We start from the raw sequence: 23,440 nt of genomic DNA, 5'->3' as shown, positions 1-23,440 counted from the left end.
CTGCGCGTGCGAACGCTCCAGCATTGCCAGTCCGACCAGTTGAAGCGTGACGAGCGCCGCCGTCAGCGCGGCGGCGACAACATTGACGTTACGCGCGTTCGAACGTGGTGCGGCCGGCCGCGCGCGCGCGCGGATCAACTCTGTTGGCATTTTCAAAAGTATCCTCTTCATTGCAGACGGGAATAATTTCATTCAAACGCGACGTTTCATGCGACTGCTCCAGCAGATGGCTGTAGCGCCGCAACGCGCGCTTCGCGTCGATCTCGCGCTGCGCCTGGAATGCCGCGCCGATGCGCGCGACGATGTCGCGGAACTTGCCGGCCGGAGCCGGTGACGCCTTTCGCATGACAATCTCCTCTCAACTTGTGCGAGAGATTGATGAGGTTCACTTCCGCTTGCTGTGAGTTGCTTCACACGAAGATCGAACGCGTCGAGCAAGAAAACGTGTGAGTTCTCGTAGAAGAGAGCGCGGAGAATCGCGTCATTCGATCGAACGACCCGCGATAACTTTCTAATGATGCTGCTGTTTGAACCCATCGCGAGCCGGAGCGACTCGCCTGCGCCTTCAGAAAGCGCGTCAGTGCAGAACCGGATTGGAGAATCCAGCCGCGAGCTTGACGAGATCGGCCTGACGCGAGACGCCGGTCTTCGCGAACACCCGATGCAGATGCGTCTTCACCGTCGTCTCCGCGATGCCGAGCGCCACGGCCGTCTCCGGCACACCGCCGACCTCGACGATCGATTGCATGACCCTCAGCTCCGCAGGGGTCAACTCGAACGCGCGGTCGATGAGGCCGGCACATGAGCGGCCGTCGAGTTCCGCCTTCCAGATCAACAAGGCGCCGACCGCCGACGTGCGCTCCGCCGCGCCTTCACGCAACAACGACGGCAGCGCGATGACGTGCGCGACGTAGTAGGAGCCGTCATGCGACATCAGCGGAATCTTTCGCCCGGCGGCCGCCGCGACGGCAACCTCGCCTGCGTCACGGAAGATATCGCGCAGCGCCGAATTTGCCGCGGAAGATCGTGCCGCCAGCCGGCCCGCGACAGACCGCAGGACATCATCGGCGGCGAGCAAAATGTCCGCGGCAGGATTGCTGTGGACGATGTTGCAGGCCGTATCGAGCAGGATGACGCCGGCATTCAGCCGATCCACGACATCGGCGAGCGCGATCGCCCGCTGCTGCTTCCGCTCGATCGCCCGGTTGATCAGCAGCGCCCGGCTCGCATGCGGAACCAGGAATTGCATCCGCGCCCGCTGCTCCGCATCGAGCATCCCCTTGCCGGGAATCACGGTGATCAGCATCGGACACGGCGACTTCGACTGTTCCAGAACCACGCTGGCGACATCGACGCAGCCCTGGGGCCGCAGCCATTCCTGATAGAACCGGCCACGGCGATATTCGTCGAAATTCACGAGATCGGGGATGTTACGAACCTCGCCATAGCGAGGCAGCCGTGCCAGCGGATCGTACTGGGCATAGGTCTCGGCATAGAGCCGGATGTAGTGCGGATCGACACCGCAGTAGTAATGCGTCGCACCGGACTTGCTGACCGGATCCTTCGAAATCAGCCCGCAAGCCTGGCTGCCGATGAACGCATTGAGCTTGACGACGACATCGCTCCACAACTCAGGGTGGAGACCCGCGTCATATATATTCTCGATCAACTCGGACTGTTTGGGAGGTCGGGACATCAGAACAGCCAATGGTGACTTGGAGATCGCGAAATGTTCGTCATGCCCGGCGGCACAATTGAGTCTATCGTGGGAGCAAAAGGTTCAACCCCGACAGCGATTGACCGATCAGTTGACGAGCGGATTGGAGAATCCCGCCGCGAGCTTGACCAGATCGGCCTGACGCGAAACGCCGGTCTTGGCGAACACCCGATGCAGATGAGTCTTCGCCGTGGTCTCTGCGATACCGAGCGCTGCCGCCGTTTCCGGGACGGCACCGATCTCGACGATCGACAGGAACACGCGCAGCTCGGCCGGCGTGAGGTCGAAAGTCCGTGCGATCAGCTCGCCATAGGACTGCCCGCCAAGCGACACCTTGCGCAGGAGCAGCGCGCCGACGGCATCGGCCACCCGCTCGCTGCCATTTCGCAGCACGGACGACAGCGGCAGAATATGCGCGACATAACGCTCGCCGCTCGGCGAAAGCAGCGGGATCGCATGGCCCCGTGTGGCAAGCAGGGCAATTTCGCTGCGGGTCGCAAGCGCCTCGCGCAGCGTCTGATTGGCCTCCGCGCTGCTGGTTACGAGCTGCCCGGCAACGGACCGAACCACGTCGGCGGCGGCAAACAAGGCGTGGCCGGCCGAATTCGCATGCACCACCCGGCAAAAGGCATCGAGCAGGAAGATACCGGACGCCAGATTGTCCAGAACATCCACCAGCGCTGTCGCCAGTGTCAGTTGCGAGGTGATGGCGCGGTTGATCAGCAGCGCGCGGCTGGCGTGCGGCACAATCAGCGAGAGCCGATGCTTCATCGCCGGGTCCACCATGCGCCGGCCCGACAGCACCGTCATCATCACCGGGCAGCTCGCATGCGATGTCTCGAGCACGACATTGGCCGCGTCGCTGCAACCCTGCGGCTGCATCCACTCCTGGTAAAAGCGCCCTTTCCGGTACTCATCGAAATTGACGAGATCGGGGATGCTGACGATCTCGCCATGCGGCGGCAGCACCGTCAGCGGATCGAACTTCGAATGGGTCTCTGAATAGAGCCGGATATAGTGCGGGTCGGCGCCGCAATAATAATGGGTGACGCCGAATTTGCTGATCGAATCCTTGGAAAACAGCCCGCAGGCCTGCCCGCCGACGAAATCGCGAATGCCGGCAACGGCGTTGTTCCACAGCGAGGGATCGAGCCCTGCGTCATAGATGGACTCGACCAGTTCCGGCAGCTTCCGTAGTCCGCGCATGGCTTGAAATGGCCTGAGTGATCAATATCACCAAGCATACTACAACCACAGCATGCGGCGTCCTCCGATCGGAGGAGGCGCCGGCCGGGCGGATGGGGCCCGGCCGGCGGGCATCGCGTTCAAGCCGCCAGGGCTGATGCCGGCTCAGAACGCGACGCGAACGCCACCCTTCGCTGTGCCGGTGCGGCTCCGGTCGGACATCATCATGCCCTCGACCGCGCCGAACACGGACACGTTGCGGCTGGCGCGGTAGTCGAAGCCGAAGCCGGCCACCGCAGCATTGTTGAGCATTTGGCGCCGCGACCTGTTGTCGGCGTTGCCGCCCTGGAAGGTGAAGCCGGGACCGTCATGCCTGGTCCCAGCCGACCTTCTCGACATTTTCTGACCAGACCGCGGCGCGATAGACCTCTCGTCCGCCGGCATCCCTGACGCGAATCCAGGCGTCGCGATCGCGCAGATCGTCACGCCAGACAAACAGATGCCTCGCCATCTCGTCGGCCACGACGAACGTGGCCCTGGCCTGCTCGAAGACCATGCCGCCCGGATCGATCTTCACGACATTGTCGACCAGGAGATCAAAGAAGAAGCGGCGCATTCACAACTCCAATTGCCGGCGCCGTCCGAAACACAGCGTCATCGTTCTACTCCGCGCGCTCAGAAGACGTAGTCGGCCGAATGCGGCGCACTGCGATAGGCACTCGCCTGGTCGCACGAGCCGCGCACCGCGCGGTCACAGCGCTTCGCCGCTCCTGACGCCGCTGGGCGTCGCGCCATAGGCCCGGCGGAAACAACGATTGAAATAAGAGAGATCGCCGAAGCCCACGTCGTAGGCGATCGAGCTCACCGGCCGCCCGGCGAAGTCAGGCTCGCGCAGCATGCGATGCGCGCGTTTGAGGCGCTGCCCGGTCAGGAAGGACGAGAACGTCTTGCCGTCGGCTTCGAACAGCCGCTGGAGATAACGTGTGGTCACGCCGAATTCCTGCGCCACGGTCGCGACCGAGAGGTCCTGATGCCAGCAATTGTTGACGATGAAGGACTTCACCTTCCGCAGCCGCGCGGCCATGACGCCTCGGCGCCCGGCCAGCTCGTGAACCTCATCCGTCGCGCCGAGAACACGCGCCATCAGATCATGGAGATGTGCAACAGCGAGCTGGCGCAATGCGGGCACCGCGAACGCGCGCTCGCGCACCAGAGACGTCGCGTAGTCGACCAGCAGGCGAAGTCCGGTGGCGCGCTCCGGAATGATTCGCATCACGGTGTCGTCGATGTCCACGATCATGGGCGCCAGCACCCGCCGCGGCACGCGCAGCGACAGACAATTTCCAAGCGAGAGGCGTTCGTAGATCGTCGCGTCCTCCGCGCTCGTCAGAACCGCGTCACCGGGATGAAGCCTCAGATCTCGTCCTCGCGCAGATACTTCGACGATGCCGGATCGGTTGATCATCAGGCCAAGGCTGTCGTTGCCGTCGACGACCAGTTGCTTGGTACGGATGACCCGCGCTCCGACCAGCCCGCCGATCACCAGCTGGACGTCCGGCAAGCCATGGGATGTGAGGCTCGCCGCGAACGGCTTTTCGTCCGTTGGCTCGACCTCCGCCTTGAGCACGCCGCGGCAATAGAATTCGCGCAGCAGCGGTACACGCTCGTCTTCGGGAATGTGGTCCGTCGAAACATTGAGAATGGAAAATTCGTCCTTGCCGCTCACTGCAATTTCTCCAACCGACAGGCAGGCTCGCTCACGCGCTGTCGTCTCCCGCACCCGCGTCCGGTGCCGGCGCGCATTGTTCCGTGGCGCACGCTGCCCTTCTCATTCAAGTGGCGCCATATACGAAAGTATCAAATGACGCGCGTCGTACGTTCGGAGGACCTGACGATCCTGCTCATCACAATGGATTGAGATTGCATCGCCGCGCGGCTCGCGCCGTCAAATAAATCACATTGTGTCGTCGTCGCGGCTCGTTCGCTGTACAAACGGCGCGGTGAAGCCGGCCGCGATCTTCACGAGGTCGGCCTGCCTGCCGGCACCGGTCTTCTCGAACAGGCGACCGAGATGCGTCTTCACCGTGGTCTCGGCAATGCCGAGCTTTGCCGCGATATCGGGAACGCCGCCGACCTCGACGATGGCCATCAGCACGCGCAATTCGGACCGCGTCAGCCTGAAGGCCGCAGCAATGGCGTCGGGCACGAGCGATGGCACCATCGCGGCCTTCTGTACGAGAAGCACCGTAGCCGCGACGTCTCTCGGCAGGCTGCGCTCCCGCTTCAATGGAAGGACTTGGACGAGATAGTGCTGACCGTCCGCCGACGTCGCGAGCCCGATGCGGCGGCGACCGGCCGGGTGAGTTTCACCATCTGCGGCAACTTCGAACAGGCCGCGGAATATTTTGTCGGCCTGGGTGTTACGGACCACGATCCGGTCGCCGACCATCGCAAGCAGGTTTGCATCGACGAACAGCTGCCGGCACGCCGCGTTGGCGTGGACGACCCGGCCATCCGCATCGAGCAGGCAGATCGCCGTGCTCAGGCCGTCGAGCACATCGGCAAGATCGTCCACGGTGTGCGAGCGCGCCCTGATCTGCCGGCCCATGATCCTGGAACGCTGGATGTGGGGTGCGAGCAGCCGCATGCGTTCGCGCATCGCCTCGTCGACGGTTCCGCGGGATCGGTGGCGCAACACCTGCAAGACCGTGGTACGCGCGTCCGATCTCTCGAGCGCGACGGTCGCGAGGTCGATCGCGCCCTGCGGCTCGACCCACTCGCGATAGAAGCTCGTCGCCACGAAGTCCGCGTGCGGCATGATATCGGTCACGCCGATGGCGTGCCCGGCCGCAAAAGCGAGATGACGATCGAGCAGAGGATCCTGCTCGACATATCTGTCGCGGTAGAGCTGGCGGAAGCGGGATTCGGTGCCAAAATGCTGGTGAATCTCGATCGAGAGCCTTGCCGCATCGCGGGACAGGATGGTCGCGGCACACCCGCCGACGAAATGTGAAACCTGTTCCAGCGCGCCGCCGCGCAGCGCAGGCTCGACCGCCGCATCGTAGATCTCGCCGACGAGAGACGAGAACCGGTTTGCCTGGAGGATCGTCATCGGAACGACGATGCGATCGGCGTGCGGCCCCGGTGACGAAGGGAGCTTGCGCATTGGACATTGGCAGAGGCGACGGAGCGGTCAATCGTCGCCTTCGGCGTGGAAAAGGCAGTGCAGCGAGATGCTAGAATATCGAACATCGTCCTTGCGTAACGTCAACCGCAGGGTGCGGCTTGGACGTTTTCGCCAAAGACTAGGATAAAAGCGAACAGCGCACGGGCTGTGTGCTGTGGGTCACGCGCCCTCGCGCTGCTTGCTCGATCGCGCGCGCTGTGCGCGGCGCAGCACTTTATTTCCGGTTCTCCTCGCAGAACTTCAGCGCGGCCAGCGCCTCGCCGGCGCGCGGGATCTGCATCTCGATGCTGTCCTCGTCATCGTCCTCGAAATCGAGCGAGAGACGCCTGGCCTTCGACAGCCGGTCCATGATCGACTGGTCGTATTCGAAGATGCCGCGCACGGTGGTCTTGTCCATGACCTCCCACTTCGCCTTCTTCATGATGTCGGCGTCATCGGTGCCGACGTCGGCCCGGAGGATCTCGCCGACCTTGTCCCACTCCCAACCGTCATAGATCATCACGATCACGATGGCCTTCTCGGAATAGGTGATCACGATGACGTAGTTGCGGTTCTCGTCTTCCTTGTCCTTGTAGCCGCGGCTCGCATTGCAATGCGTATCCTGCGCGCGCTTCTCGATGGTCCAGTCGCCGACCCTGGATTGCTGCGCGAACGCCGGCCCTGCGCTCGAGACGGCTGCGCCCAAGGCGCCCGCGCTCAGCAAAGCGGCAAGAAGGAATCGTCTCATGTCAGCCTCCAGCGTTCCCCACGTGGAGATGACCACCTCAGCCTGCGGCCCGCAAGGGCTCGAGGAGGCTGATCCCGGCCGATGCTGAACGTCGCCGGCCCTACACCCGCCTGGGGATGATGGCGATCGGGGTGAAGGTGTAAACCTCCTCGCCGTTCTGGTTGAACATGGTCCATTTCACCAGCGCGATGCCCTGCGGCTTCGACTTCGACGGCGTCAGGCTCATGACCTCGCCGACCAGATGCAGGCGGTCATTGGGCCGTACCGGGATGGTCCAGCGCAGACCGTCGACGCCCGCGCCGATCAGCGGATGCGGGCCGAACGGGCGGGCCTGGATCGCGAGGTTCATGGCGATCGCGGCGGTGTGCCATCCTGATGCGGCCAGGCCGTTGAACAAGGTCTGCTTGGCGGCCTCGTGGTCGAGATGCATCGGCTGCGGATCGAACTCGGCTGCAAAGCGCTTGATGTCGGCTTCGGTGACTTGCACCTCGGGGGATTTGAACCGCATTCCGATGGTGAGATCGTCGAACCACTCGACCTGCGCCATGATTTTGCCTCGCAATATGACTTGCCGCCCGCCGGAAAGGCGCGGCTGAAGGACTAAGCAGCGCGGGATGTAGCGGGTCTGCGGTGCACAAACCAGCCCCGGGTTCCCCGCGAAACCCGTTTCCCAAAACGACGAAACACGCCTGAAACAGATGGCCGGTTAAGTGGTTGTCAAAATCATACAGGGACGGCCACCATGCAATTCTTCCTCGACCTCATCCTGGATTATGCCTGCTGCCAGAATCTCGTGTCCCAGCCGCTGCGGGAGGATGAGCTATGATCGAGCTGATCTCAGCCGTGCTCGCCCTTTGCAGCGTCGCTGTGTTCGCGGCGCATGCGCTGGATGCCTACCGCACAACGCACTCCTGATCTGTACGCCCTCCGGCCGCTAGAACGGGCGCCGGTAGAAGTGCTCCGAGTGAGTAGCCGGCGGAAACCGGTTGGCGAGCGCGATTGCCGCGTTCTCGTCGGTCTCGAGCGCGACCTTCTGCGCCAGCATCACGTCGCCGGGCACGAGAAAGCCTGACGGGACGAAGCACCATCCCATCGCCGCACGCCCCTCATCGTCGATCTCATGGACATTGGCGGCCGTGCCGTAGTGGATGCGGTACCTTTTGCCGGTATCGCAGCCGATGACATCGAAATACCGATGCTGCTCGAATTGCGCGCGCTGCGCCGGCGACAGCCATTCGGCCAAAAGCCGGCGGCCGCGGGCATCCGGCGTGTTCTCGCCGAAGAAGCGCCGATAGAGCTCGCGCAGCGCATGCAGACGCGCACGCGCCGGCGCACGGAGCCAAATTGCCGCGATCATGAGCAGCTCAGATCAACCGCCGACCAGGCGGGGATAGAACAGCGTTTCGTGCGCGGTCGGATCGAATGACTTGATGCGGGTGACTTCACCGGGTCCAGTACGATAGGCGGCGGTGAAGCCCGCTCCGGTCAGCTCACGAAAGCGCCGTTCGGCTCGCGCCAGCGCTTCGGCATTGTCAGGATCAAACTCGTGGCGCGTGTCGCCAGTCTGGTCCATCACGATCTGGGTAGCCATATTGAGTCTCCTCATGCCAGCCCTGCCCCCGATCAAAGCAAACCTCGTGCCGTCAGTTCCTCAACGCAAGAACTTTCTCGTGCGCGGCCGAGCCTTCATGCGGCCTCAACGCAACGCGGCCGCCCCTCCTCCCTCGTCGATCTGCCGTCCCATCAGGGCGATTGCCTTCTGATAGACGCCGGCAGCATTCCAAGCCTCGATAGCGGCAAAATTCGGTTCGCCCGGCTGGTAACCGGCTCCTGCGCGCCAGCCATGAGCTTTCAGGAAATTCGCCGTCGAGTTCAGCGCATTGGCGGCAACCTCGAGATTGCCAGTGCCATAGGCCAGGATGTTCTTGGGCATGAACTGCGTCTGGCCGACCTCGCCGTGCATGGAGCCGCGGGTCGCCCCCGACAGCGTGCCGCGGTCGATCAGCTTGAGGGCGGCATAGAGCTGGTCGGTAAAAAATTCGGGACGGCGGCAGTCATAGGCAAGGGTCGCGATCGACGACAGCATGTTCTGGTTGCCGCGCTGGCTGCCGAACCCGGTCTCCATGCCCCAGATCGCGATCAGCGGCCCGGGCGGGACGCCGTAGCGCTGCTGGATCGAGGCGAACAAGGCGGCCTGCGACTGCTTGAGCTGCCGCCCCTTGGCCACGATGGTGGTGGCGCCGCGCTTGGCGAGGAACTGGTCGAGCGTCAGCGAAAAACTGTGCTGGCCGCGGTCGGCCGCAATCGTGGCACCGGCGTAATTGGTCTGCATCAGCGCCGCGAGCGCGGTCTGGCCGACGCCCTTGCCCTGCGCCTCCGCGCCGAACTCGCGCTTCCAGGCCTCAAAGCCCGCCGGCGAGCTGCCGCATGTGGCGGCGTGGGCCATGGATATCAGGGACATGGGCGCCAGCGAGAGAAGCACCGCTGCAGCGCCGATCATGGCCGTCGCAACGGTCCTGCCCTTGGTCATTCCCTGGTCCTCTCACATAAACGTGCGCGACCGGCTCGCGCCGGCCCATGATCCTACGTCGGCCCTGATCGCTCAAGCCCCATCCGGCGCAACCTGTGCCTTGACACCGGGGCGACCGCCTAGCCTTCCCCGTCGCGGCCGAGCAGGAAATCCACCATGATGCCCTGGTGCTGCTCGTACATGTCCGTACCGGTCCCGGTCACGCAGCCGATCCTGCGGGCCGCAGCGATGAAGGGCGAGACTTCCGGCTTTGTGATGACGCAGCCGCAATAGGCCGTCGGCGCAAGCCGCGCGACATCGACCGGCAGCGGATCGCCCTCCTTCATCCCGGCGGGTGTCGCATTGGCGACGAAATCGAAGCCCGCGGGATCCCCGGTGCCGACCTGCACGGGCGTTCTGCCGAGCCCGTTGAGCCGGCCGATCAGTGCGTCGCGGCGCTCGGGCGCGCTGTCGTGAATCGCAAGATCGCTCACGCCGGCCTCGACCAGCGCAAGCGCGATCGCCGATCCTGCGCCGCCGGCGCCGACGAGCAGCGCCCGCATGCCCCGGGGATCGATCCCCTTCGCCCGCGCCGCACCGACGAAGCCGAGGCCGTCCACCATGTCGCCATGCCATGAGCGGTCGGCGCGCCGGCGCATCAGGTTCGCGGTGCGCAGGAAATGTGCGCGCTCGGTCGCACTGGCGCAGGCCTGATAGCAGGCAAATTTGTGCGGGATGGTCACGACGATGCCGTCGAGGTTCTTCAGCCGCGTTGCCACCGAGAGGAAATCCGGCAAATCCGCTGGCGCGACCTGAACCGGCACGAGAATGCCGTCATGGCCGCGCGCGGCGAAGGCGGCCGTTACGCCTGCCGGCGAGCGCACCTGCGCGATGGGATCGCCGACGATGACGTAGAGCCGCGTCGCGCCTGATAGAGCCGGGATCATGCCGATGAAGCCGGAACCTGAGAGCCGCCCGCCTCGGTCCCCTCAGTCAATTCCAAGCCATCCAGATTGCCTTCCTTGCGCCATTTGTCGAGCAGCCGCAGGAACGCCACCGGCCCGCGCCAGTACTGGCTGTTTCTTGCCGCGATCGGATCGAACGCGCCCTCGTTGTTGTAATAGCCCGGCGTGCACTCGGCCAGATAGGTCTGGCGGCCGAGCGCGGCTTTGACGACCTCCTCGACCCAGGCGTTCTCGGCAGCGAGCGTCGGCTCCAGCGTCCGCGCTTTGCGCTTGCGCGCCTCCGCAATGACATAGGCGATGTGCTGCGACTGTTCGTCGATGATATGCGGAAAATTGGCGCTCTGACCGGCCTGCACCGTGACGATCAGGAAGCAATTCGGGAAGCCGCGGCTGTAGAAGCCATGCAGCGTCTTGACGCCATCGCGCCATCGCTCGGACAGGCTCACGCCGTCACGGCCGTAAACCTCGAAGCCCATGCGGCGGGCGTAATCGGTGCCGACCTCGAAGCCGCTGGCGTAGATCAGGCAGTCGAGCTCATAGGCCTTGCCGTCAACCACGACGGCGTTCTCGGTGATCCGCTCGACGCCCTGCCCTTTGGTGTCGACCAGATGCACGTTGGGACGATTGAAGGTGTCGAGATATTCGTCGTGGAAGCATGGGCGTTTGCAGAACGCCTTGTACCAGGGTTTGAGCGCCGCCGCAGCTGCTTCGTCCTTCACCACGGTATCGACGCGCGCGCGGATCTCTTCCATCTTGCGGTAGTCGGCCTGCTCGATGACCTTCAGCGCCTCTTCGAGCGAGGTCACCGGCTGCGGCTGGCGGCGCGGCGCAAGCAGGATCTCGCCGAGCAGGCCGGTCCAGCCGTCCTGCACCAGGTCCCGTTCGAACGGCTCGCCGGAGATGACCGCGGTGAAATTGTCCATGCGCTCGCGCTGCCAGCCGGGCTCGAGGCTCTGCGCCCAGCTTGCGTCCGTCGGACGGTCGTCGCGCACGCCGATCGCCGATGGCGTGCGCTGGAAGACGTAGAGCTCTTTCGCCGAGCGGCCGAGATGCGGCACGCATTGCACAGCGGTCGCGCCGGTCCCGATGATGCCGACGCGCTTGTCGGCCAGACCGGTGAGACCGCCTTCGGCCGTGCCGCCGGTGTAGCCATAATCCCAGCGGCTGGTGTGGAAGCTGTGTCCCCTAAAGGTCTCGATGCCGGGAATACCCGGCAGCTTCGGACGGCTCAGCGGGCCCCCGGCCAGGATGACGAAGCGTGCGCGGATGCGATCGCCACGATCGGTCTCGACCAGCCAGCGTCCCTCCTGCTCCTGCCATTCCATCCGCGAGATGATTGTCTGAAACAACGCGCGCTCGTAGAGGCCGAAGTGACGGCCGATGCGGCGGGAGTGTTCGTAGATCTCGGGCGCGCGCGCATATTTACGCACCGGCATGTAGCCGGTCTCTTCCAGCAGCGGCAGATAGATGTAGCTCTCGGTATCGCAGGCCGCACCGGGATAACGATTCCAGTACCAGGTGCCGCCGAAATCGGCGGCCTTTTCCACGATACGAAAATCCTCGATGCCGGCCTCGCGCAGGCGCGCGCCGCAGAGCAGACCGCCGAAGCCGCCGCCGACGATGAGAACTTCGGTCTGTTCGCTGACAGCTGCGCGCGCAAATCCGGGATCGGCCCAGGGATCGTCGAGATAGCGGCCGAAATCGCCCGCGACCTCGACATATTGCGCCTTGCCCTCCGCGCGCAGGCGGCGGTCGCGCTCGTCGCGATAGCGCGCACGGAGTGCGGAAATATCGACCGTAGATTCGCCGGCTGCACCGGTCTTGTGTCTTTCCGCTGACATCGATTTCCTCCACGGCGGACGCTGCTTCGGATCAGTTAGCCCCGAAAAAGTGACGCATGCAATCGCGTCCCTCGCTTTTTGCGTGAACGTCCCGTGACGTTCCGCTAACCTCACGCGCAAATCACAACATATGCCACGCAACGACGTGGCTGCGGAGGAGACCATGCAGGGATTGATGATGGATATGCCGCTCCTGATCAGCGGCCTGATCCAGTATGCCGCGGACTATCACGGCGAAGCCGAGATCGTCGCGCGCGAGATCGAGGGCGACATCCATCGCTACACCTACGCCGACGCCCATCCGCGCATCAAGCGCATGGCGCTGGCTCTGAAGCGGCTCGGCATGAAGCAAGGCGACCGCGTCGGCACCCTGGCCTGGAATACGCACCGCCACTTCGAGATGTTCTATGCCGCGCCGGGCATGGGCTATGTGCTGCACACCATCAATCCGCGGCTGTTTCCCGAGCAGCTCGTCTACATCATCAACCACGCCGAAGACCGGCTGCTGTTCATCGACCGCGCCACGCTCCCGCTGGTCGAGGCGATCGCGCCGCAGTTGAAGACGATCGAGGCCTTCGTCGTGATGTCCTCGCGCGAGCGGATGCCGGAGACGAAGCTTGCGAACGTGCATTGCTATGAGGATCTCCTCGCCAGCGAGAACGACGCCGGTTTCGTCTGGCCGGAGTTCGACGAGAAATCCGCCTCCACCATCTGCTACACGTCGGGCACGACCGGCAATCCGAAGGGCGTGATCTACTCGCACCGCGCCGCCATCCTGCAAACCATGACCTGCTGCAATTTCGACTTCCTGCCCGGCCATGCCGAGGGCGTGCGCGAGGTGATGATGCCGATGGCGCCGCTCTTCCACGGCAACGGCTGGAACATGCCGTTCACCGCACCTTACACGGGATCAAAGCTGGTGCTGCCCGGCCGCAACTATGAGCCCAACAAGCTCTATGAGCTGCTCGAAGGCGAGAAGGTGACGCTCTCCGCTGGCGTGCCGAGCTTTTGGCTGATCCTGCTCGATTGGCTGGGTCGCACCGGCAATAAATTCTCGACCCTGCGCGCGACGCTGTCGTCCGGCTCGGCGCCGCCGCGCGCGATGGTCGAGAAGCTCAAGCGCGACTATGACATCGACTACATCCAGGCCTGGGGCATGACCGAGGCCCTGGGCTGCTCGATGCCGGGCTTGCGGCCCGGCTCCGAGCATCTCGGCGACAAGGAGAAATTCGACCGGCGCCAGGTGTCGGGCCGCGCCTGCTTCGGCACATCCTTGCGCATCGTCGACGACGGCGGCAACGAGCTGCCGCGCGACGGCAAGACCGTCGGCCACTTGCGCGCCCGTGGCCCCTGGGTTGCCTCCGGCTACATGAAGCTGGACGAGGGTCTCGACCGCGACGGCTGGCTGATCACCGGTGACATGGCCGTAATCGATCCACAGGGCCACGTCACGCTGACCGATCGCTCCAAGGACGTGATCAAGTCCGGTGGCGAATGGATCTCCTCGATCCAGCTCGAGGACGTCGCCTTGTCCCACCCCGATGTGCTTCAGGCCGCGGTGGTCGCGATCAACCACGAGAAATGGCAGGAGCGTCCGCTGCTCCTCGTCGTCCGCAAGAAGGGCGCGACCGTCGACGGCAAGGCCCTGCTCGACCACATGCGCCCGAAGATCGCGAGCTGGTGGATGCCCGACGCCGTCGAATTCCTGGACGAGTTTCCGATGACCGGCACCGGCAAGGTGCTCAAATCCGCGCTGCGCGAGAAGTTCAAGGAGTACCGCGTCGCCTGAAGTACGCGCAGCCTGCGTGCGCGGTCTTCATCTTTTGGTAGATTCGACGGCGATATATCGAGGTGTCGCTAACTCCAGGGATCGAGGACAGCATGGCGTTTTCCGGATTGGGCCTGCATCTCGGCAATCTGTCGCGCCTGTCGAATGCGCAGACGCGCTCGATCAGCCCCGAGAATTTCACCGGCGAGAAGGGCAAGGGCGGCATGTCGGTCGACGGACCCGCCGCACGCCAGGCTCGCGATCTCGGCCAGGGCTGGAAGATCTCGCCCTATGTCGTCATCGAGCCCGGCGCTACCTTTACGCTCGGCGACATTCAGGGCCAGGGCGCGATCCAGCAGATCTGGATGACGCTGGCGCGCGGGCGCCTTCGTCACTCGATCCTGCGCGTTTACTGGGACGACCAGGCACAGCCAAGCGTGGAATGCCCGGTCGGCGATTTCTTCGCCTGCGGATGGGAGGAATTCGCGCAGGTGTCCTCGCTCGCGGTCTGCGTCAATCCCGGTCGCGCCTTCAACTGTTACTGGGAAATGCCGTTCCGCAAGCGCGCGCGCTTCACGCTGGAGAACCGCAGCGAGGAGCAGCTCACCGTCTACTACCAGATCAACTATGCGCTCACTGAGGTGCCCGAGGACTGCGCCTATTTCCATGCGCAATTCCGGCGTACCAACCCGCTGCCGTACAAGGAGGTCTACACCATCCTCGATGGCGTCAGCGGTGCGGGCCATTATGTCGGCACCTATATGGCGTGGGGCGTCAACAACAACGGCTGGTGGGGCGAAGGCGAGATCAAGTTCTTCATCGACGGCGACGGTGCATTCCCGACCATCTGCGGCACCGGCACCGAGGACTATTTTTGCGGCGCCTATAATTTCGATCCCTATGTCGCGCATTCCGGCCAGGGTCCGGCGCAACAATCCCGCTACCAGGAATTCACCACGCCCTATGCCGGCCTGCCGCAGGTGATCCGCCCCGATGGTGTCTACAAGTCGCAGCAACGCTTCGGCCTGTACCGCTGGCACATCCCCGATCCCGTGCGCTTCCGCTCCGATCTGCGCGTGACGATCCAGGCGCTGGGCTGGCTGCCGGGCGTCAAGGAGGCGAAGTATCTTCCATTGCAGGACGACATCGCCTCGGTCGCGTTCTGGTACCAGACGCTGCCGACCCCGCCCTTCCCGACATTGCCCGGCCCGGATTATCTCGAAATCGGCTAGCCGCCCTTCCCTGCGCTCCCAGCATTTGCGCCGCCCGGACGTCGTGAAGATCGTCCGGGCGGCGCCTTCGTGTTCGGCGCCGGCTACCAGGAATACTGGAGCCCCACCCGTCCAAGGGCGCGCACGTCGCTCCACGACTGCGCCGGAAGCGCCACGCCAAACTCCGTCGCGGTCCGGTTGGACGTGGACGTCAAGCTGCCGCGATCGAGACCGAACGCGATGCCCATGGTCAGTGACAGGTTTCCCTGGATCCTGATCATTCCGACCACACCGGCGGCATGCTGCCCGTCGAAGACGGCCCAGTGCGTCGAGATCGCATAGTTGGTCCCGTCGGGCAGGAACGGATTGACGAGCGAGGTCGCCATGGCCGTTCCCGTCGCTGCACGGGTAATCTGGCGTGCAAGATCGAACTGGCTCTGCACCGTCTGCCCCGCGTTCACGCAGGTGTCAGTACCCGGTATGTAGAAGAAGTTGGCACCGTAGACCGAGCAGATCTTTTCGTACTCGACCGCAGCATGACCGGGCGTCGGGATCGCCAGAACCAGAGCGGCAGTCGCAAGGATAGCGCGCAGGTGACGTCGGAAGACGTCTCGTGCCGCGTTGATTTGCTTCCACATGTTTGTCTCCAATCAGTGACGTTGACGCGGCTCAGTAACGAGCAACGATGGCATCGCCGTTGAAGCGGTAGTTCACGCCGAGCTTCACGAGGTGCAGGTCATGGTCGACGTTTTGGGTACTGATCCGTGTGTTCAGCGCGATCGCGGCCGGACCGAAGTACAGATAGTCGTACTCCAGTCGCGCCGAGAGATTGCTCGTCAGCGCGTATTCAAGGCCAACGCCGCCGGTCAAACCGGTCCGCTGGTGGTTCACGTCGAGCGGAGCAAATGTGCCTACATAGGCCTGGTAGGCGACGTTGGCCCATGCAACGCCGCCTTTGGCGTAAGCCAGCACATTATCAAACGCGTAGCCGATGCGACCGGTACCCGTCGCCAGTGCCTGGTACGACACTGAAAGCCCGGACAAGATGGGGTTCGCGGGATCGAACGGACGATTGCCCTTGATCGACGCCCAGGAAAGATCGAGCTCGGCACCGACCACGATGTTGTCGAACTGCCAGTTGGCGCCAACCTGCGCACCTGCGAGCGCGCCCTTTGTGTCCATCGTGAAGCGATCTTGCGCGAATGCGAAGCTCGGGTCGACGAGCCGGCTGCTGCCCATGCCATAACCGCCATGAGCACCAATGTAGAAGCCGTTCCAGAGCGGCACCGGAGCCACGACCGGAGCCTTCACGGTCATGTCGGCGGCGTTCGCGGATGTGGCAGTGAGCGGCATGGCCGCGAGAAGCGGCGTAGCGGCAGCAACGCAGGAGAGGAAGCGGCGCGCCGATCGCGAGAGAGAGATTGTCATGAGATGATCTTTCAAAATGTCAGAATGAATTTTCGGAGCGAGCGTCGCGTGCTTCACCAGGCGTACATGAAGCCCGCGCGGCCGAGGCCACGGACGTCACTCCACGATTGCGCCGGGATCGCCGTGCCGAATTCCGTCTGCGTCCGGTTGGTGTTGGACGTGAGGCTTCCCTTGTCGAGGCCCAGCGAGAACCCGCCCGAGAACACGAAATTGCCGGAGACCCGCACCAGGCCCGAGAAGCCCGCGGCGTGCTGGCCGTCATAGGTCGCCCAGTGGGTCGAGACCGCGTAATTGGTGCCGGGCGGAAGCCACGGCGCGACGAGCGACGCGGCCATCGCGGTGCCGGTCGAAGCGCGGGTCTGCGCACGCGCGAGATCGAACTGGTTCGTCGCGATCTGGTTGGCGTTGGTGCAGGTGTCGGTGCCCGGAATGTAGAAGAAGCCGGCGCCGTACAAGGAGCAGACCTTGACGTACTCGACTGGAGCGGCGGCGTGGCTTGGTGCGGCGATCATGGCGCCGAGGCCGGCGGTGACGACTGCGGCGATCTTGGACATGGTGGACATGATGTTGTCTCCGAGGATTTCTGTTGAATGTTGTTTCGATGTGCCGGGGAATTAACGCGGGAGGCCGCCGTCGCCGTTGAAACGGACGTTGATGCCGGCCTTCACCACCTGGACGAAATGCTTGATCTCGGAGGTCGTGTCCTGGCTCACCCAATGCAGCGTTTCGGTGGGGAGAAAGATCGCGTTGTATTCGACCTTGGCGGAGACGTTGCGCAGGAAGGCCACTTCCAGGCCGACGCCGCCGACGGCACCGAACAGCTCGCGGTTGTAGTTGGTGATCTCCGGGGTGAACCGCGACGAAAGCTCCATGCGGGCATAGGCGGCACCGCCCTTGGCATAGGCGAGCCATTGGCCCGATGCGCAGCCGACACGGCCCGTCGCTGTCGCGAGGGCGGTGTAGCCGACCCCGTTGGTGGTGCTCGACGTGAGAAGGGGCGAGGTGCTGGTGTTGCCCTTCACGAAGGACCAGGAGCCGTCGACCTCGGCACCAAGGACATAGTTGCCCAGCTGCCAATTGTAGCCGAGCTGCCCGCCCGCGAGCGGTCCGTTGTAGTAGGCAAAGAACGGATTGTTGGCGGGGCTGTTGAGGGGATCGCGAAACTCCGACTTCCCCCATCCCCAGCCGCCATGGACACCGGCGTAGAATCCAGACCAGGAGACGACGGGTGCAGGCAGCGGACCGCCGGCGAAAGCAGGTGAAGTGATAATCGCGCTCACCGCTGCAACGGCGGCGGCGAGTCTGATGCGGTGAGTGACGGAGCGTTCTGATTGCGTGTGCATGTCGATGTCCATTTCCTTTTTCGAATTCAAGAGTGTGTTTCTTATAGTTATCTATTTTCGATTGTGTCTTGAGATGCAACGTTTGGATCAAGCCCTTGCTTGCTTTTGAACGAACGAAACCGGCGACCGCGCAGCTTGCGGATCGACGGGACGAACTATCGGTTGTTGGAAGAACCCGCGCGCAGTCTAGGACAATGCGCTCCGCGTCCTATCGACTGGCGAACTAGGGGCGCGCGATCCGTAAGGATGTGCTTCCGTAGTCCCCTTGTGTTGTCATGACTGCTGCCCCCACTTTTGATTGAGGCCGATCTTAGGCACGACCTTTCGGATTGCCAGTCCCGTCAAAGTCACAGTTGCTGATTGTTTCCCACGCGCTTCTCATTCGGTGCACAAACGCAAGACAACGCATGAATGGGCGTTAATATCGCTACGCAACAGCTGAGCTCTGACGCGATTTGCGCAGAGCCGCGCCGATGAAAATGCGATGAGGCAAGCGGCGCTATCGCCGACTCGATTCTGATGCAAGCCGGCCCCGCGTGCAGGCGCTGCTTGATCTACAGGAGGTCCAGATGCTCTACCCGATGTCGCCCAAAGTCGTCGAGCTCAAGCGCAAGCTCGAAAGTTTCATGGACCGGCACATCTATCCGAACGAGGAGCGCTTCTATCGCGAAGCGGAAGAGCTCGGACCGTGGAAGGTCTATCCCGTCGTCGAGGAGCTGAAGCCGCTGGCGCGCGCCGAAGGTCTCTGGAATTTGTTCCTGCCGGAGTCCGGCCACGGCGCGGGTCTCACCAATCTCGAATATGCCCCGCTCTGCGAGGTGATGGGGCGCACGCATCTGGCACCCGAAGTGTTCAACTGCTCGGCGCCCGACACCGGCAACATGGAGGTGCTGGAGCGCTATGGCACGGAGAAGGACAAGGAGCGCTGGTTGAAGCCGCTGCTCGCCGGCGAAATCCGCTCCTGCTTCGCCATGACCGAGCCCGCGGTCGCATCATCCGATGCGACGAACATCGAAAGCTCGATCGTGCGCGACGGCGACCATTACGTCATCAACGGGCGGAAATGGTACACGACCAACGCGACCGATCCGCGCTGCAAGATCTGCATCTTCATGGGCAAGACCGATCCGGACAATCCCGACCGCCACAAGCAGCAATCCATGATCCTGGTGCCGATGGACACGCCGGGCATCGAGGTCAAGCGTCCGCTGCCCGTGTTCGGCTTCTACGGCGTGCCCGACCGCGCTTCCGAGGTCGTCTTCACCAATGTGCGTGTGCCCAAGGAGAACATGCTGCTCGGCGAAGGCCGCGGCTTCGAGATCGCACAAGGCCGCCTCGGCCCCGGCCGCATCCATCACTGCATGCGGCTGATTGGACTGGCCGAGCGCACACTGGAAAAGATGTGCCGCCGCGTGCGCAGCCGCGTCGCCTTCGGCAAGCCGGTCTCGGAGCAGACCGTGACACAGGAGCGAATCGCGGAAGCCCGCATCATGATCGAGCAGGCCCGGCTGCTAACGCTCAACGCCGCCTATGCGATGGACACGGTCGGCAACAAGGTCGCGAAGGCCGAGATCGCGATGATCAAGGTCGCCGTCCCCAACATGGCCTGCCAGATTATCGACTGGGCCATCCAGGCGCACGGCGGCGGCGGCACCTCGAACGATTTTGGCTTGACCCAGGCCTACGCGACCGCGCGCCTGCTGCGGCTTGCCGATGGGCCGGATGAAGTCCACAGGAACCAGATCGCGCGATTCGAGCTGAAGAAATACTCGAATGCCTGAGCAGACGCTGGTTCGTCAGTCACGAGCCGAACGCCTGAGCATCGGAGTCTAATCGCTGCTTGGTGGCTCCTGGATGGGTGCAGACACATTTTGCTTCGAAATCGCTTCGAGCATCGCTCCGAAAATGATGATCGGCAGATAGAACGCAAGCATGATCGTATTCCTCCTGCTGTGACAACCTTGGCCTGCAGGACCAGGTTCCTCAAATTGACACTCGCCCGCCTCGGAACAATTTCGTCGCTTACCTAGCTACCGACGAAACCGAGTCGCAGGCAGTATCAAGAACGCATCGCGTCAATCGCATGGGCGATCAGAACGACTGCGCTCGCGGCAATGAGAAACACAAACAACCAGCTCATGTCCGCCTCCGATCCCGGAAGTGAACGCGGTCATCGATGCACAGTCAAAAACCATCGGTCTGGAACCGCTATTCAACGGCTGGCTGATGCTTCGCAGCAACATTTGCGTCCGCTGTCGGCTCTATCGGCAGAATGCCAAAAGGAGCAACGCGCCGACGACGCAAGCTGCCAGGACTAAAAACCAAACGCCCATACGGTCCCCCGACTCACACAAGCGCGTCAGGATTAGCCCTGCGATTTCGCATTGAAACGCCTGTTGGCGGTTTTCCCCAAGCCAGGCGCGATCCATGGGCTCGTTGCGTTAGTCCAATACCTCTACCGTCGCGGAGCGGCCGGCGACGAGCGAGATAGTGTCGGGGACATTGTCCAGCGCGATGCGCACCGGGACGCGCTGGGCGAGCCGCACCCAGCTGAAGGTCGGGTTGACATTGGCAAGCAGGTTCGCGCCCTCAGCGCGGTCGCGGTCCTCGATGCCGGCGGCGATGCTCTCGACATGGCCCGACAGCGTGACCGTTTCGCCCATCAGGCGGACCCGCACCTTGTCGCCGGTGCGGATGCGCGCGAGCTTTGTCTCTTCGAAATAACCCTCCACGTGCAACGTATCCGTGTCGACCAGCGCCATCACGCCCTTGCCGGCCGTGACGTAAGCGCCGGGACGCAGATCCATGTTGGTGATGACACCGTTCACGGAGGCGTGGACCTCGCTGCGATCGAGGTTGAGCTGGGCGACCGCGCGGTCGGCCACAGCCTGATCGAACGCCGCCTTGGCCTGGAGCTGGGTGGCCAACACCTGCTCCTGCTTCTGCTGCGATACCGCATCGGTGGTCAGCGCGCTGTAGCGCTTCAAATCGGAATTGGCCTGGTCGAGCGTGGCCTGATGACCCGCCACCGACGCATCGGCTTGCCGCAAGGCCAGCGCGAAACGTTCGCGATCAATCCGGAACAGCACATCGCCGCGATGGACTTTCTGGTTGTCCTTGACCAGCACCTCCGTGACGAACCCGGATACGTCAGGCGCGACCTGCACCACGTCGGCACGGACGCGGCCGTCGCGGGTCCAGGGCTGCTCCATGTAATAGACCCAAAGCTCACGGCCGACCGCGAGCGCGGCGACGACGGCGAGAACGGTCAGCGCAAGGCGGCCAAACCAGGCGAAATTCCCCTTCATGGCAAAAACTCCGAGAGATAGACGACGCCGCCGAGAAGACAGACGAAAATCGCGAAATCGAACAGCGCACGGTGCCAGACCAGTCGGTAGAGGTCGAAGCGCTGCATGAGCCGGCGCAGGATCGCGCTCAGGACATAGGCGACGATGATCCACAGCAGCAGCGCCGGCACGAGCACGCCATAGATGTCGATCACGTATCTCATGCTGCAACACTCGCGCCTGTACGCGGCCGGTAGGCCGGTGCGTCCGGGAACAGGCCGCGGCGGATGCCGACGAGGCCGATCAGGGCGTCTTCGCGCGCGCGGTCATTGGAATCCGTCACCGCCTTGGCCAGCGCCCGATCGACGCTGGTCAACAGCTCGGTCGGCATTCTCCCACCGGCATGGCTGCGGCAAGCGATCGCGAGCTGATCAAGCATGTCGTCGATGACGGCAATGGTGGTTGCGGCAAGCCCATAGCGGGCGCGGCGCAGGTCGATGATATTGATCCCGATTCGAAGCTGCACGAGGCTGTCGGCATCGTGGCGATCGCTCTCGGAGAGGAAGGCGATCCGCTGCACCAGAAGGCCCAGACGGTGCAGCATGAGGCCCGCAAACTCTGCCCGATCATGCTTGCCACGGCGCTCGGCAGCGACCGCGAGCGTCTTCCAGCTCGATAGCACCAGGCGATTGGCGATCCACTCGGCGCCGACCCCGCGCGCGATCCGCGTCACGAGCTCGGCGATGACGACGCCGACGAAGAAGGCGACCGCGGAATTGGCATAGGATGCGAAATCCGCGCTGTAGGTCGATTGCAGCGCCAACAGCGTTGCGGTGTTGGCCGCGAGCGCCATGCCTGTTCCCGCCGTTGCCGGCCGTCCGATCAGGAAGCCGTAAAGCAGGAAGGTCGGCGCCAGCGCGACGATCAGGACCTCGATATGAGAGATCGCGGGCACCAGCGCGAACAGATAGATCGCGACGACCACGATGGCGACCAGCGACCACAGGCCGAAACTGCGGATGAAACGTGCGGGCTCGTCCTGCGCGGCAAAGAAGGAGCACGCGACCGCCGCCATCATCGGCGCCGAGGCGCCGTCCGGCCAGCCGGTCCCGATCCAGAACGCGCAGCAGATCAGGATGGCCGTGGCCGCGCCGGCCGCCGACCACAAGGCAAGGCCGCGGTCGCGATGGCGCACCGGCGCGGCACCGGCCTCCGAACGGAAGGCCAGATCGAGCGTCGAAACATTGCGGCTCTCGGCGATGGCCTCGCTGAGCGCGCGGCAGTCGCGCGAGAGGTCGACCAGCTCGCGCAGCCGCAACAGCAGGCTCGTGGTGATGATCCGCTCCCATGAGGCGCTGTCATCGAGCACCGCCTGTCGCTCTGCAATCATGGCGCGGATCGGCTCGGCCGGTTGCCGCGCGCCGACATCGCTCGCAATCCATTGCGCAAGATCCTCCAGCAGCCGCTTCAGCTCGGGCTGCCGGCGCATCGCCTCCTCCCCCAGCGCTGCCAGCCGATCCTCCAGCGAGGCGATCACCGGCAACAGCATCAGCATGCGCAGCCGGATCTCACCGAGGCCAGTCACCGCATTGCGATCGGTCAGCCGGTCATACGCGAGATGAGTGGAAAGCGTGTCGATCTCGACGATGTCGGTCGCAAGCTTGAGTCGCCTGCCGCGGCGCGTCTCACTCGTTCCCTGACGAAGCAGCACCGCCTGGCTCAGGCGCTGCGCATCCGACAGCCAGGCGTCGACGCGATTGGCAACGGCTGGCGCGACGCTGCGGGGAAAGACGATGGTGGAGACGAGGCTCGCGCAGATGATGCCGAGGGAAATCTCCTCCACCCGCGCAATGGCGGTATCGAAGATGGCGCCGGGCTCGGAGACCGAGGGAAACCCGATCAACGCGACCGTGTATCCCGCCAGCATGAAGACGTAGCTGCGCGGCGTGCCATCGAGCAGCGACAGATAGAGGCAGAGCCCGACCCAGAGCGCGATCGCGAGGCAAAGCAATTCCGGCGCATCGATCAGGTTCGGCACCAGCGCCACCGTCATGGCGGCGCCGACCAGCGTGCCCATGACGCGGAAGAACGCTTTTGAGCTGGTCGCGCCCGCCAGCGGCTGCGAGGTGATGTAGACCGTCGCCATCGCCCAATAGGGCCGCGGCAGGTCCATGGCGAAGGCGATGACGAGCGCCAGCATCGACGCGGCAAACGTCTTCAACGCAAAAATGACGTCCGCGTGGCGGACCAGGAACGGCTCTTGCGCACGCAT

24 protein-coding genes are annotated in these 23,440 nt (G+C 63.7%); 3 read left to right on the top strand and 21 right to left on the bottom strand.

The genetic code is table 11. The features are described from left to right. Positions 1-88: 88 nt before the first annotated feature. The 14 genes from ABIB95_RS03390 to ABIB95_RS03325 form a co-directional block, all read right to left on the bottom strand. Positions 89-346, bottom strand: a complete 258-nt coding sequence (locus tag ABIB95_RS03390; RefSeq protein ID WP_354237907.1) for a hypothetical protein — start codon at positions 344-346, stop codon at positions 89-91. 231 nt (positions 347-577) lie between these two features. Then, positions 578-1,696, bottom strand: a complete 1,119-nt coding sequence (locus ABIB95_RS03385; RefSeq protein ID WP_354237906.1) for a helix-turn-helix transcriptional regulator — start codon at positions 1,694-1,696, stop codon at positions 578-580. A 108-nt stretch (positions 1,697-1,804) separates the two neighbouring features. Beyond that, positions 1,805-2,923 carry a helix-turn-helix transcriptional regulator gene (locus ABIB95_RS03380; RefSeq protein ID WP_354237905.1) on the bottom strand — a complete coding sequence of 373 codons (1,119 nt, stop codon included), beginning with the start codon at positions 2,921-2,923 and terminating at the stop codon, positions 1,805-1,807. Positions 2,924-3,067: 144 nt separating this feature from the next. Then, a complete protein-coding gene (locus ABIB95_RS03375) occupies positions 3,068-3,214 on the bottom strand; it encodes a hypothetical protein (RefSeq protein WP_231144601.1) in 147 nt (48 codons plus the stop codon). A 55-nt stretch (positions 3,215-3,269) separates the two neighbouring features. Beyond that, a complete protein-coding gene (locus tag ABIB95_RS03370; RefSeq protein ID WP_085404769.1) occupies positions 3,270-3,518 on the bottom strand; it encodes a DUF6894 family protein in 249 nt (82 codons plus the stop codon). Between the two features lie 135 nt (positions 3,519-3,653). Then, positions 3,654-4,628, bottom strand: a complete 975-nt coding sequence (locus ABIB95_RS03365) for a helix-turn-helix transcriptional regulator (RefSeq protein WP_354237904.1) — start codon at positions 4,626-4,628, stop codon at positions 3,654-3,656. A gap of 228 nt (positions 4,629-4,856) precedes the next feature. Continuing rightward, entirely contained in the window at positions 4,857-6,014 is a 1,158-nt protein-coding gene (locus ABIB95_RS03360) for a helix-turn-helix transcriptional regulator (protein ID WP_354238147.1), read from the bottom strand. Positions 6,015-6,303: 289 nt separating this feature from the next. Beyond that, positions 6,304-6,816, bottom strand: coding sequence for a hypothetical protein (locus ABIB95_RS03355; RefSeq protein WP_354237903.1), 513 nt, complete (start codon positions 6,814-6,816; stop codon positions 6,304-6,306). Positions 6,817-6,916: 100 nt separating this feature from the next. Next, a complete protein-coding gene (locus tag ABIB95_RS03350) occupies positions 6,917-7,363 on the bottom strand; it encodes a MaoC family dehydratase (protein WP_014496047.1) in 447 nt (148 codons plus the stop codon). A gap of 387 nt (positions 7,364-7,750) precedes the next feature. After that, the gene (locus ABIB95_RS03345) at positions 7,751-8,173 is read right to left on the bottom strand and encodes a hypothetical protein (protein WP_063983909.1); all 423 of its coding nucleotides are present in this window, start codon (positions 8,171-8,173) and stop codon (positions 7,751-7,753) included. Between the two features lie 12 nt (positions 8,174-8,185). Further along, complete coding sequence (locus ABIB95_RS03340; RefSeq protein WP_028146622.1) at positions 8,186-8,407, bottom strand: hypothetical protein; 222 nt, start codon at positions 8,405-8,407, stop codon at positions 8,186-8,188. 105 nt (positions 8,408-8,512) lie between these two features. Continuing rightward, positions 8,513-9,346 carry a lytic murein transglycosylase gene (locus ABIB95_RS03335; protein WP_354237902.1) on the bottom strand — a complete coding sequence of 278 codons (834 nt, stop codon included), beginning with the start codon at positions 9,344-9,346 and terminating at the stop codon, positions 8,513-8,515. 119 nt (positions 9,347-9,465) lie between these two features. Next, a complete protein-coding gene (locus ABIB95_RS03330; RefSeq protein ID WP_354237901.1) occupies positions 9,466-10,272 on the bottom strand; it encodes a shikimate dehydrogenase family protein in 807 nt (268 codons plus the stop codon). Then, positions 10,269-12,131, bottom strand: coding sequence for a flavin-containing monooxygenase (locus ABIB95_RS03325; protein WP_354237900.1), 1,863 nt, complete (start codon positions 12,129-12,131; stop codon positions 10,269-10,271). The genes ABIB95_RS03330 and ABIB95_RS03325 overlap by 4 nt, the downstream gene beginning before the upstream one ends. Positions 12,132-12,294: 163 nt before the next feature. On the opposite strand from ABIB95_RS03325, the gene ABIB95_RS03320 reads away from it, so the two are divergent. Both ABIB95_RS03320 and ABIB95_RS03315 read left to right on the top strand, forming a co-directional pair. Beyond that, complete coding sequence (locus ABIB95_RS03320; protein ID WP_354237899.1) at positions 12,295-13,920, top strand: long-chain fatty acid--CoA ligase; 1,626 nt, start codon at positions 12,295-12,297, stop codon at positions 13,918-13,920. 92 nt (positions 13,921-14,012) lie between these two features. After that, complete coding sequence (locus tag ABIB95_RS03315; protein WP_354237898.1) at positions 14,013-15,131, top strand: glycoside hydrolase family 172 protein; 1,119 nt, start codon at positions 14,013-14,015, stop codon at positions 15,129-15,131. Between the two features lie 83 nt (positions 15,132-15,214). On the opposite strand, the gene ABIB95_RS03310 is transcribed toward ABIB95_RS03315, so the two are convergent. The 4 genes from ABIB95_RS03310 to ABIB95_RS03295 are packed head-to-tail and all read right to left on the bottom strand — an operon-like array spanning position 15,215 to position 17,881. Continuing rightward, complete coding sequence (locus ABIB95_RS03310; RefSeq protein ID WP_063983914.1) at positions 15,215-15,748, bottom strand: porin; 534 nt, start codon at positions 15,746-15,748, stop codon at positions 15,215-15,217. A 31-nt stretch (positions 15,749-15,779) separates the two neighbouring features. Next, a complete protein-coding gene (locus tag ABIB95_RS03305; protein WP_354237897.1) occupies positions 15,780-16,595 on the bottom strand; it encodes an outer membrane protein in 816 nt (271 codons plus the stop codon). Beyond that, positions 16,592-17,101 carry a porin gene (locus ABIB95_RS03300; protein ID WP_502917790.1) on the bottom strand — a complete coding sequence of 170 codons (510 nt, stop codon included), beginning with the start codon at positions 17,099-17,101 and terminating at the stop codon, positions 16,592-16,594. Before ABIB95_RS03300 ends, ABIB95_RS03305 begins: the two co-directional genes overlap by 4 nt. Positions 17,102-17,152: 51 nt before the next feature. Beyond that, positions 17,153-17,881, bottom strand: a complete 729-nt coding sequence (locus ABIB95_RS03295) for an outer membrane protein (RefSeq protein WP_354237896.1) — start codon at positions 17,879-17,881, stop codon at positions 17,153-17,155. 569 nt (positions 17,882-18,450) lie between these two features. On the opposite strand from ABIB95_RS03295, the gene ABIB95_RS03290 reads away from it, so the two are divergent. After that, positions 18,451-19,662, top strand: coding sequence for an acyl-CoA dehydrogenase family protein (locus ABIB95_RS03290; protein WP_028159281.1), 1,212 nt, complete (start codon positions 18,451-18,453; stop codon positions 19,660-19,662). 660 nt (positions 19,663-20,322) lie between these two features. Here ABIB95_RS03290 and ABIB95_RS03285 read toward each other — a convergent pair. The 3 genes from ABIB95_RS03285 to ABIB95_RS03275 are packed head-to-tail and all read right to left on the bottom strand — an operon-like array spanning position 20,323 to position 23,440. Continuing rightward, a complete protein-coding gene (locus ABIB95_RS03285; protein WP_063983918.1) occupies positions 20,323-21,189 on the bottom strand; it encodes an efflux RND transporter periplasmic adaptor subunit in 867 nt (288 codons plus the stop codon). Continuing rightward, on the bottom strand, positions 21,186-21,392 hold the full coding sequence (locus tag ABIB95_RS03280; RefSeq protein ID WP_028146630.1) for a DUF1656 domain-containing protein: 207 nt from the start codon (positions 21,390-21,392) through the stop codon (positions 21,186-21,188). Before ABIB95_RS03280 ends, ABIB95_RS03285 begins: the two co-directional genes overlap by 4 nt. Further along, positions 21,389-23,440, bottom strand: coding sequence for an FUSC family protein (locus ABIB95_RS03275; RefSeq protein WP_354237895.1), 2,052 nt, complete (start codon positions 23,438-23,440; stop codon positions 21,389-21,391). Before ABIB95_RS03275 ends, ABIB95_RS03280 begins: the two co-directional genes overlap by 4 nt.

The organism is Bradyrhizobium sp. LA2.1, from assembly GCF_040547725.1.
In the GTDB taxonomy this organism is placed as follows: domain Bacteria; phylum Pseudomonadota; class Alphaproteobacteria; order Rhizobiales; family Xanthobacteraceae; genus Bradyrhizobium; species Bradyrhizobium barranii.
This window is presented reverse-complemented; position numbering and strand designations above follow the sequence as displayed.

Coding starts and splice junctions, on each gene's coding strand:
- ABIB95_RS03390 (WP_354237907.1), bottom strand. CDS start 346: ATGCGAAAGGCGTCACCGGCTCCGGCCGGCAAGTTCCGCGACATCGTC.
- ABIB95_RS03385 (WP_354237906.1), bottom strand. CDS start 1,696: ATGTCCCGACCTCCCAAACAGTCCGAGTTGATCGAGAATATATATGAC.
- ABIB95_RS03380 (WP_354237905.1), bottom strand. CDS start 2,923: ATGCGCGGACTACGGAAGCTGCCGGAACTGGTCGAGTCCATCTATGAC.
- ABIB95_RS03375 (WP_231144601.1), bottom strand. CDS start 3,214: ATGCTCAACAATGCTGCGGTGGCCGGCTTCGGCTTCGACTACCGCGCC.
- ABIB95_RS03370 (WP_085404769.1), bottom strand. CDS start 3,518: ATGCGCCGCTTCTTCTTTGATCTCCTGGTCGACAATGTCGTGAAGATC.
- ABIB95_RS03360 (WP_354238147.1), bottom strand. CDS start 6,014: ATGACGATCCTCCAGGCAAACCGGTTCTCGTCTCTCGTCGGCGAGATC.
- ABIB95_RS03355 (WP_354237903.1), bottom strand. CDS start 6,816: ATGAGACGATTCCTTCTTGCCGCTTTGCTGAGCGCGGGCGCCTTGGGC.
- ABIB95_RS03350 (WP_014496047.1), bottom strand. CDS start 7,363: ATGGCGCAGGTCGAGTGGTTCGACGATCTCACCATCGGAATGCGGTTC.
- ABIB95_RS03345 (WP_063983909.1), bottom strand. CDS start 8,173: ATGATCGCGGCAATTTGGCTCCGTGCGCCGGCGCGTGCGCGTCTGCAT.
- ABIB95_RS03340 (WP_028146622.1), bottom strand. CDS start 8,407: ATGGCTACCCAGATCGTGATGGACCAGACTGGCGACACGCGCCACGAG.
- ABIB95_RS03335 (WP_354237902.1), bottom strand. CDS start 9,346: ATGACCAAGGGCAGGACCGTTGCGACGGCCATGATCGGCGCTGCAGCG.
- ABIB95_RS03330 (WP_354237901.1), bottom strand. CDS start 10,272: ATGATCCCGGCTCTATCAGGCGCGACGCGGCTCTACGTCATCGTCGGC.
- ABIB95_RS03325 (WP_354237900.1), bottom strand. CDS start 12,131: ATGTCAGCGGAAAGACACAAGACCGGTGCAGCCGGCGAATCTACGGTC.
- ABIB95_RS03320 (WP_354237899.1), top strand. CDS start 12,295: ATGCAGGGATTGATGATGGATATGCCGCTCCTGATCAGCGGCCTGATC.
- ABIB95_RS03315 (WP_354237898.1), top strand. CDS start 14,013: ATGGCGTTTTCCGGATTGGGCCTGCATCTCGGCAATCTGTCGCGCCTG.
- ABIB95_RS03310 (WP_063983914.1), bottom strand. CDS start 15,748: ATGTGGAAGCAAATCAACGCGGCACGAGACGTCTTCCGACGTCACCTG.
- ABIB95_RS03300 (WP_502917790.1), bottom strand. CDS start 17,101: ATGTCCACCATGTCCAAGATCGCCGCAGTCGTCACCGCCGGCCTCGGC.
- ABIB95_RS03295 (WP_354237896.1), bottom strand. CDS start 17,881: ATGCACACGCAATCAGAACGCTCCGTCACTCACCGCATCAGACTCGCC.
- ABIB95_RS03290 (WP_028159281.1), top strand. CDS start 18,451: ATGCTCTACCCGATGTCGCCCAAAGTCGTCGAGCTCAAGCGCAAGCTC.
- ABIB95_RS03285 (WP_063983918.1), bottom strand. CDS start 21,189: ATGAAGGGGAATTTCGCCTGGTTTGGCCGCCTTGCGCTGACCGTTCTC.
- ABIB95_RS03280 (WP_028146630.1), bottom strand. CDS start 21,392: ATGAGATACGTGATCGACATCTATGGCGTGCTCGTGCCGGCGCTGCTG.
- ABIB95_RS03275 (WP_354237895.1), bottom strand. CDS start 23,440: ATGCGTGCGCAAGAGCCGTTCCTGGTCCGCCACGCGGACGTCATTTTT.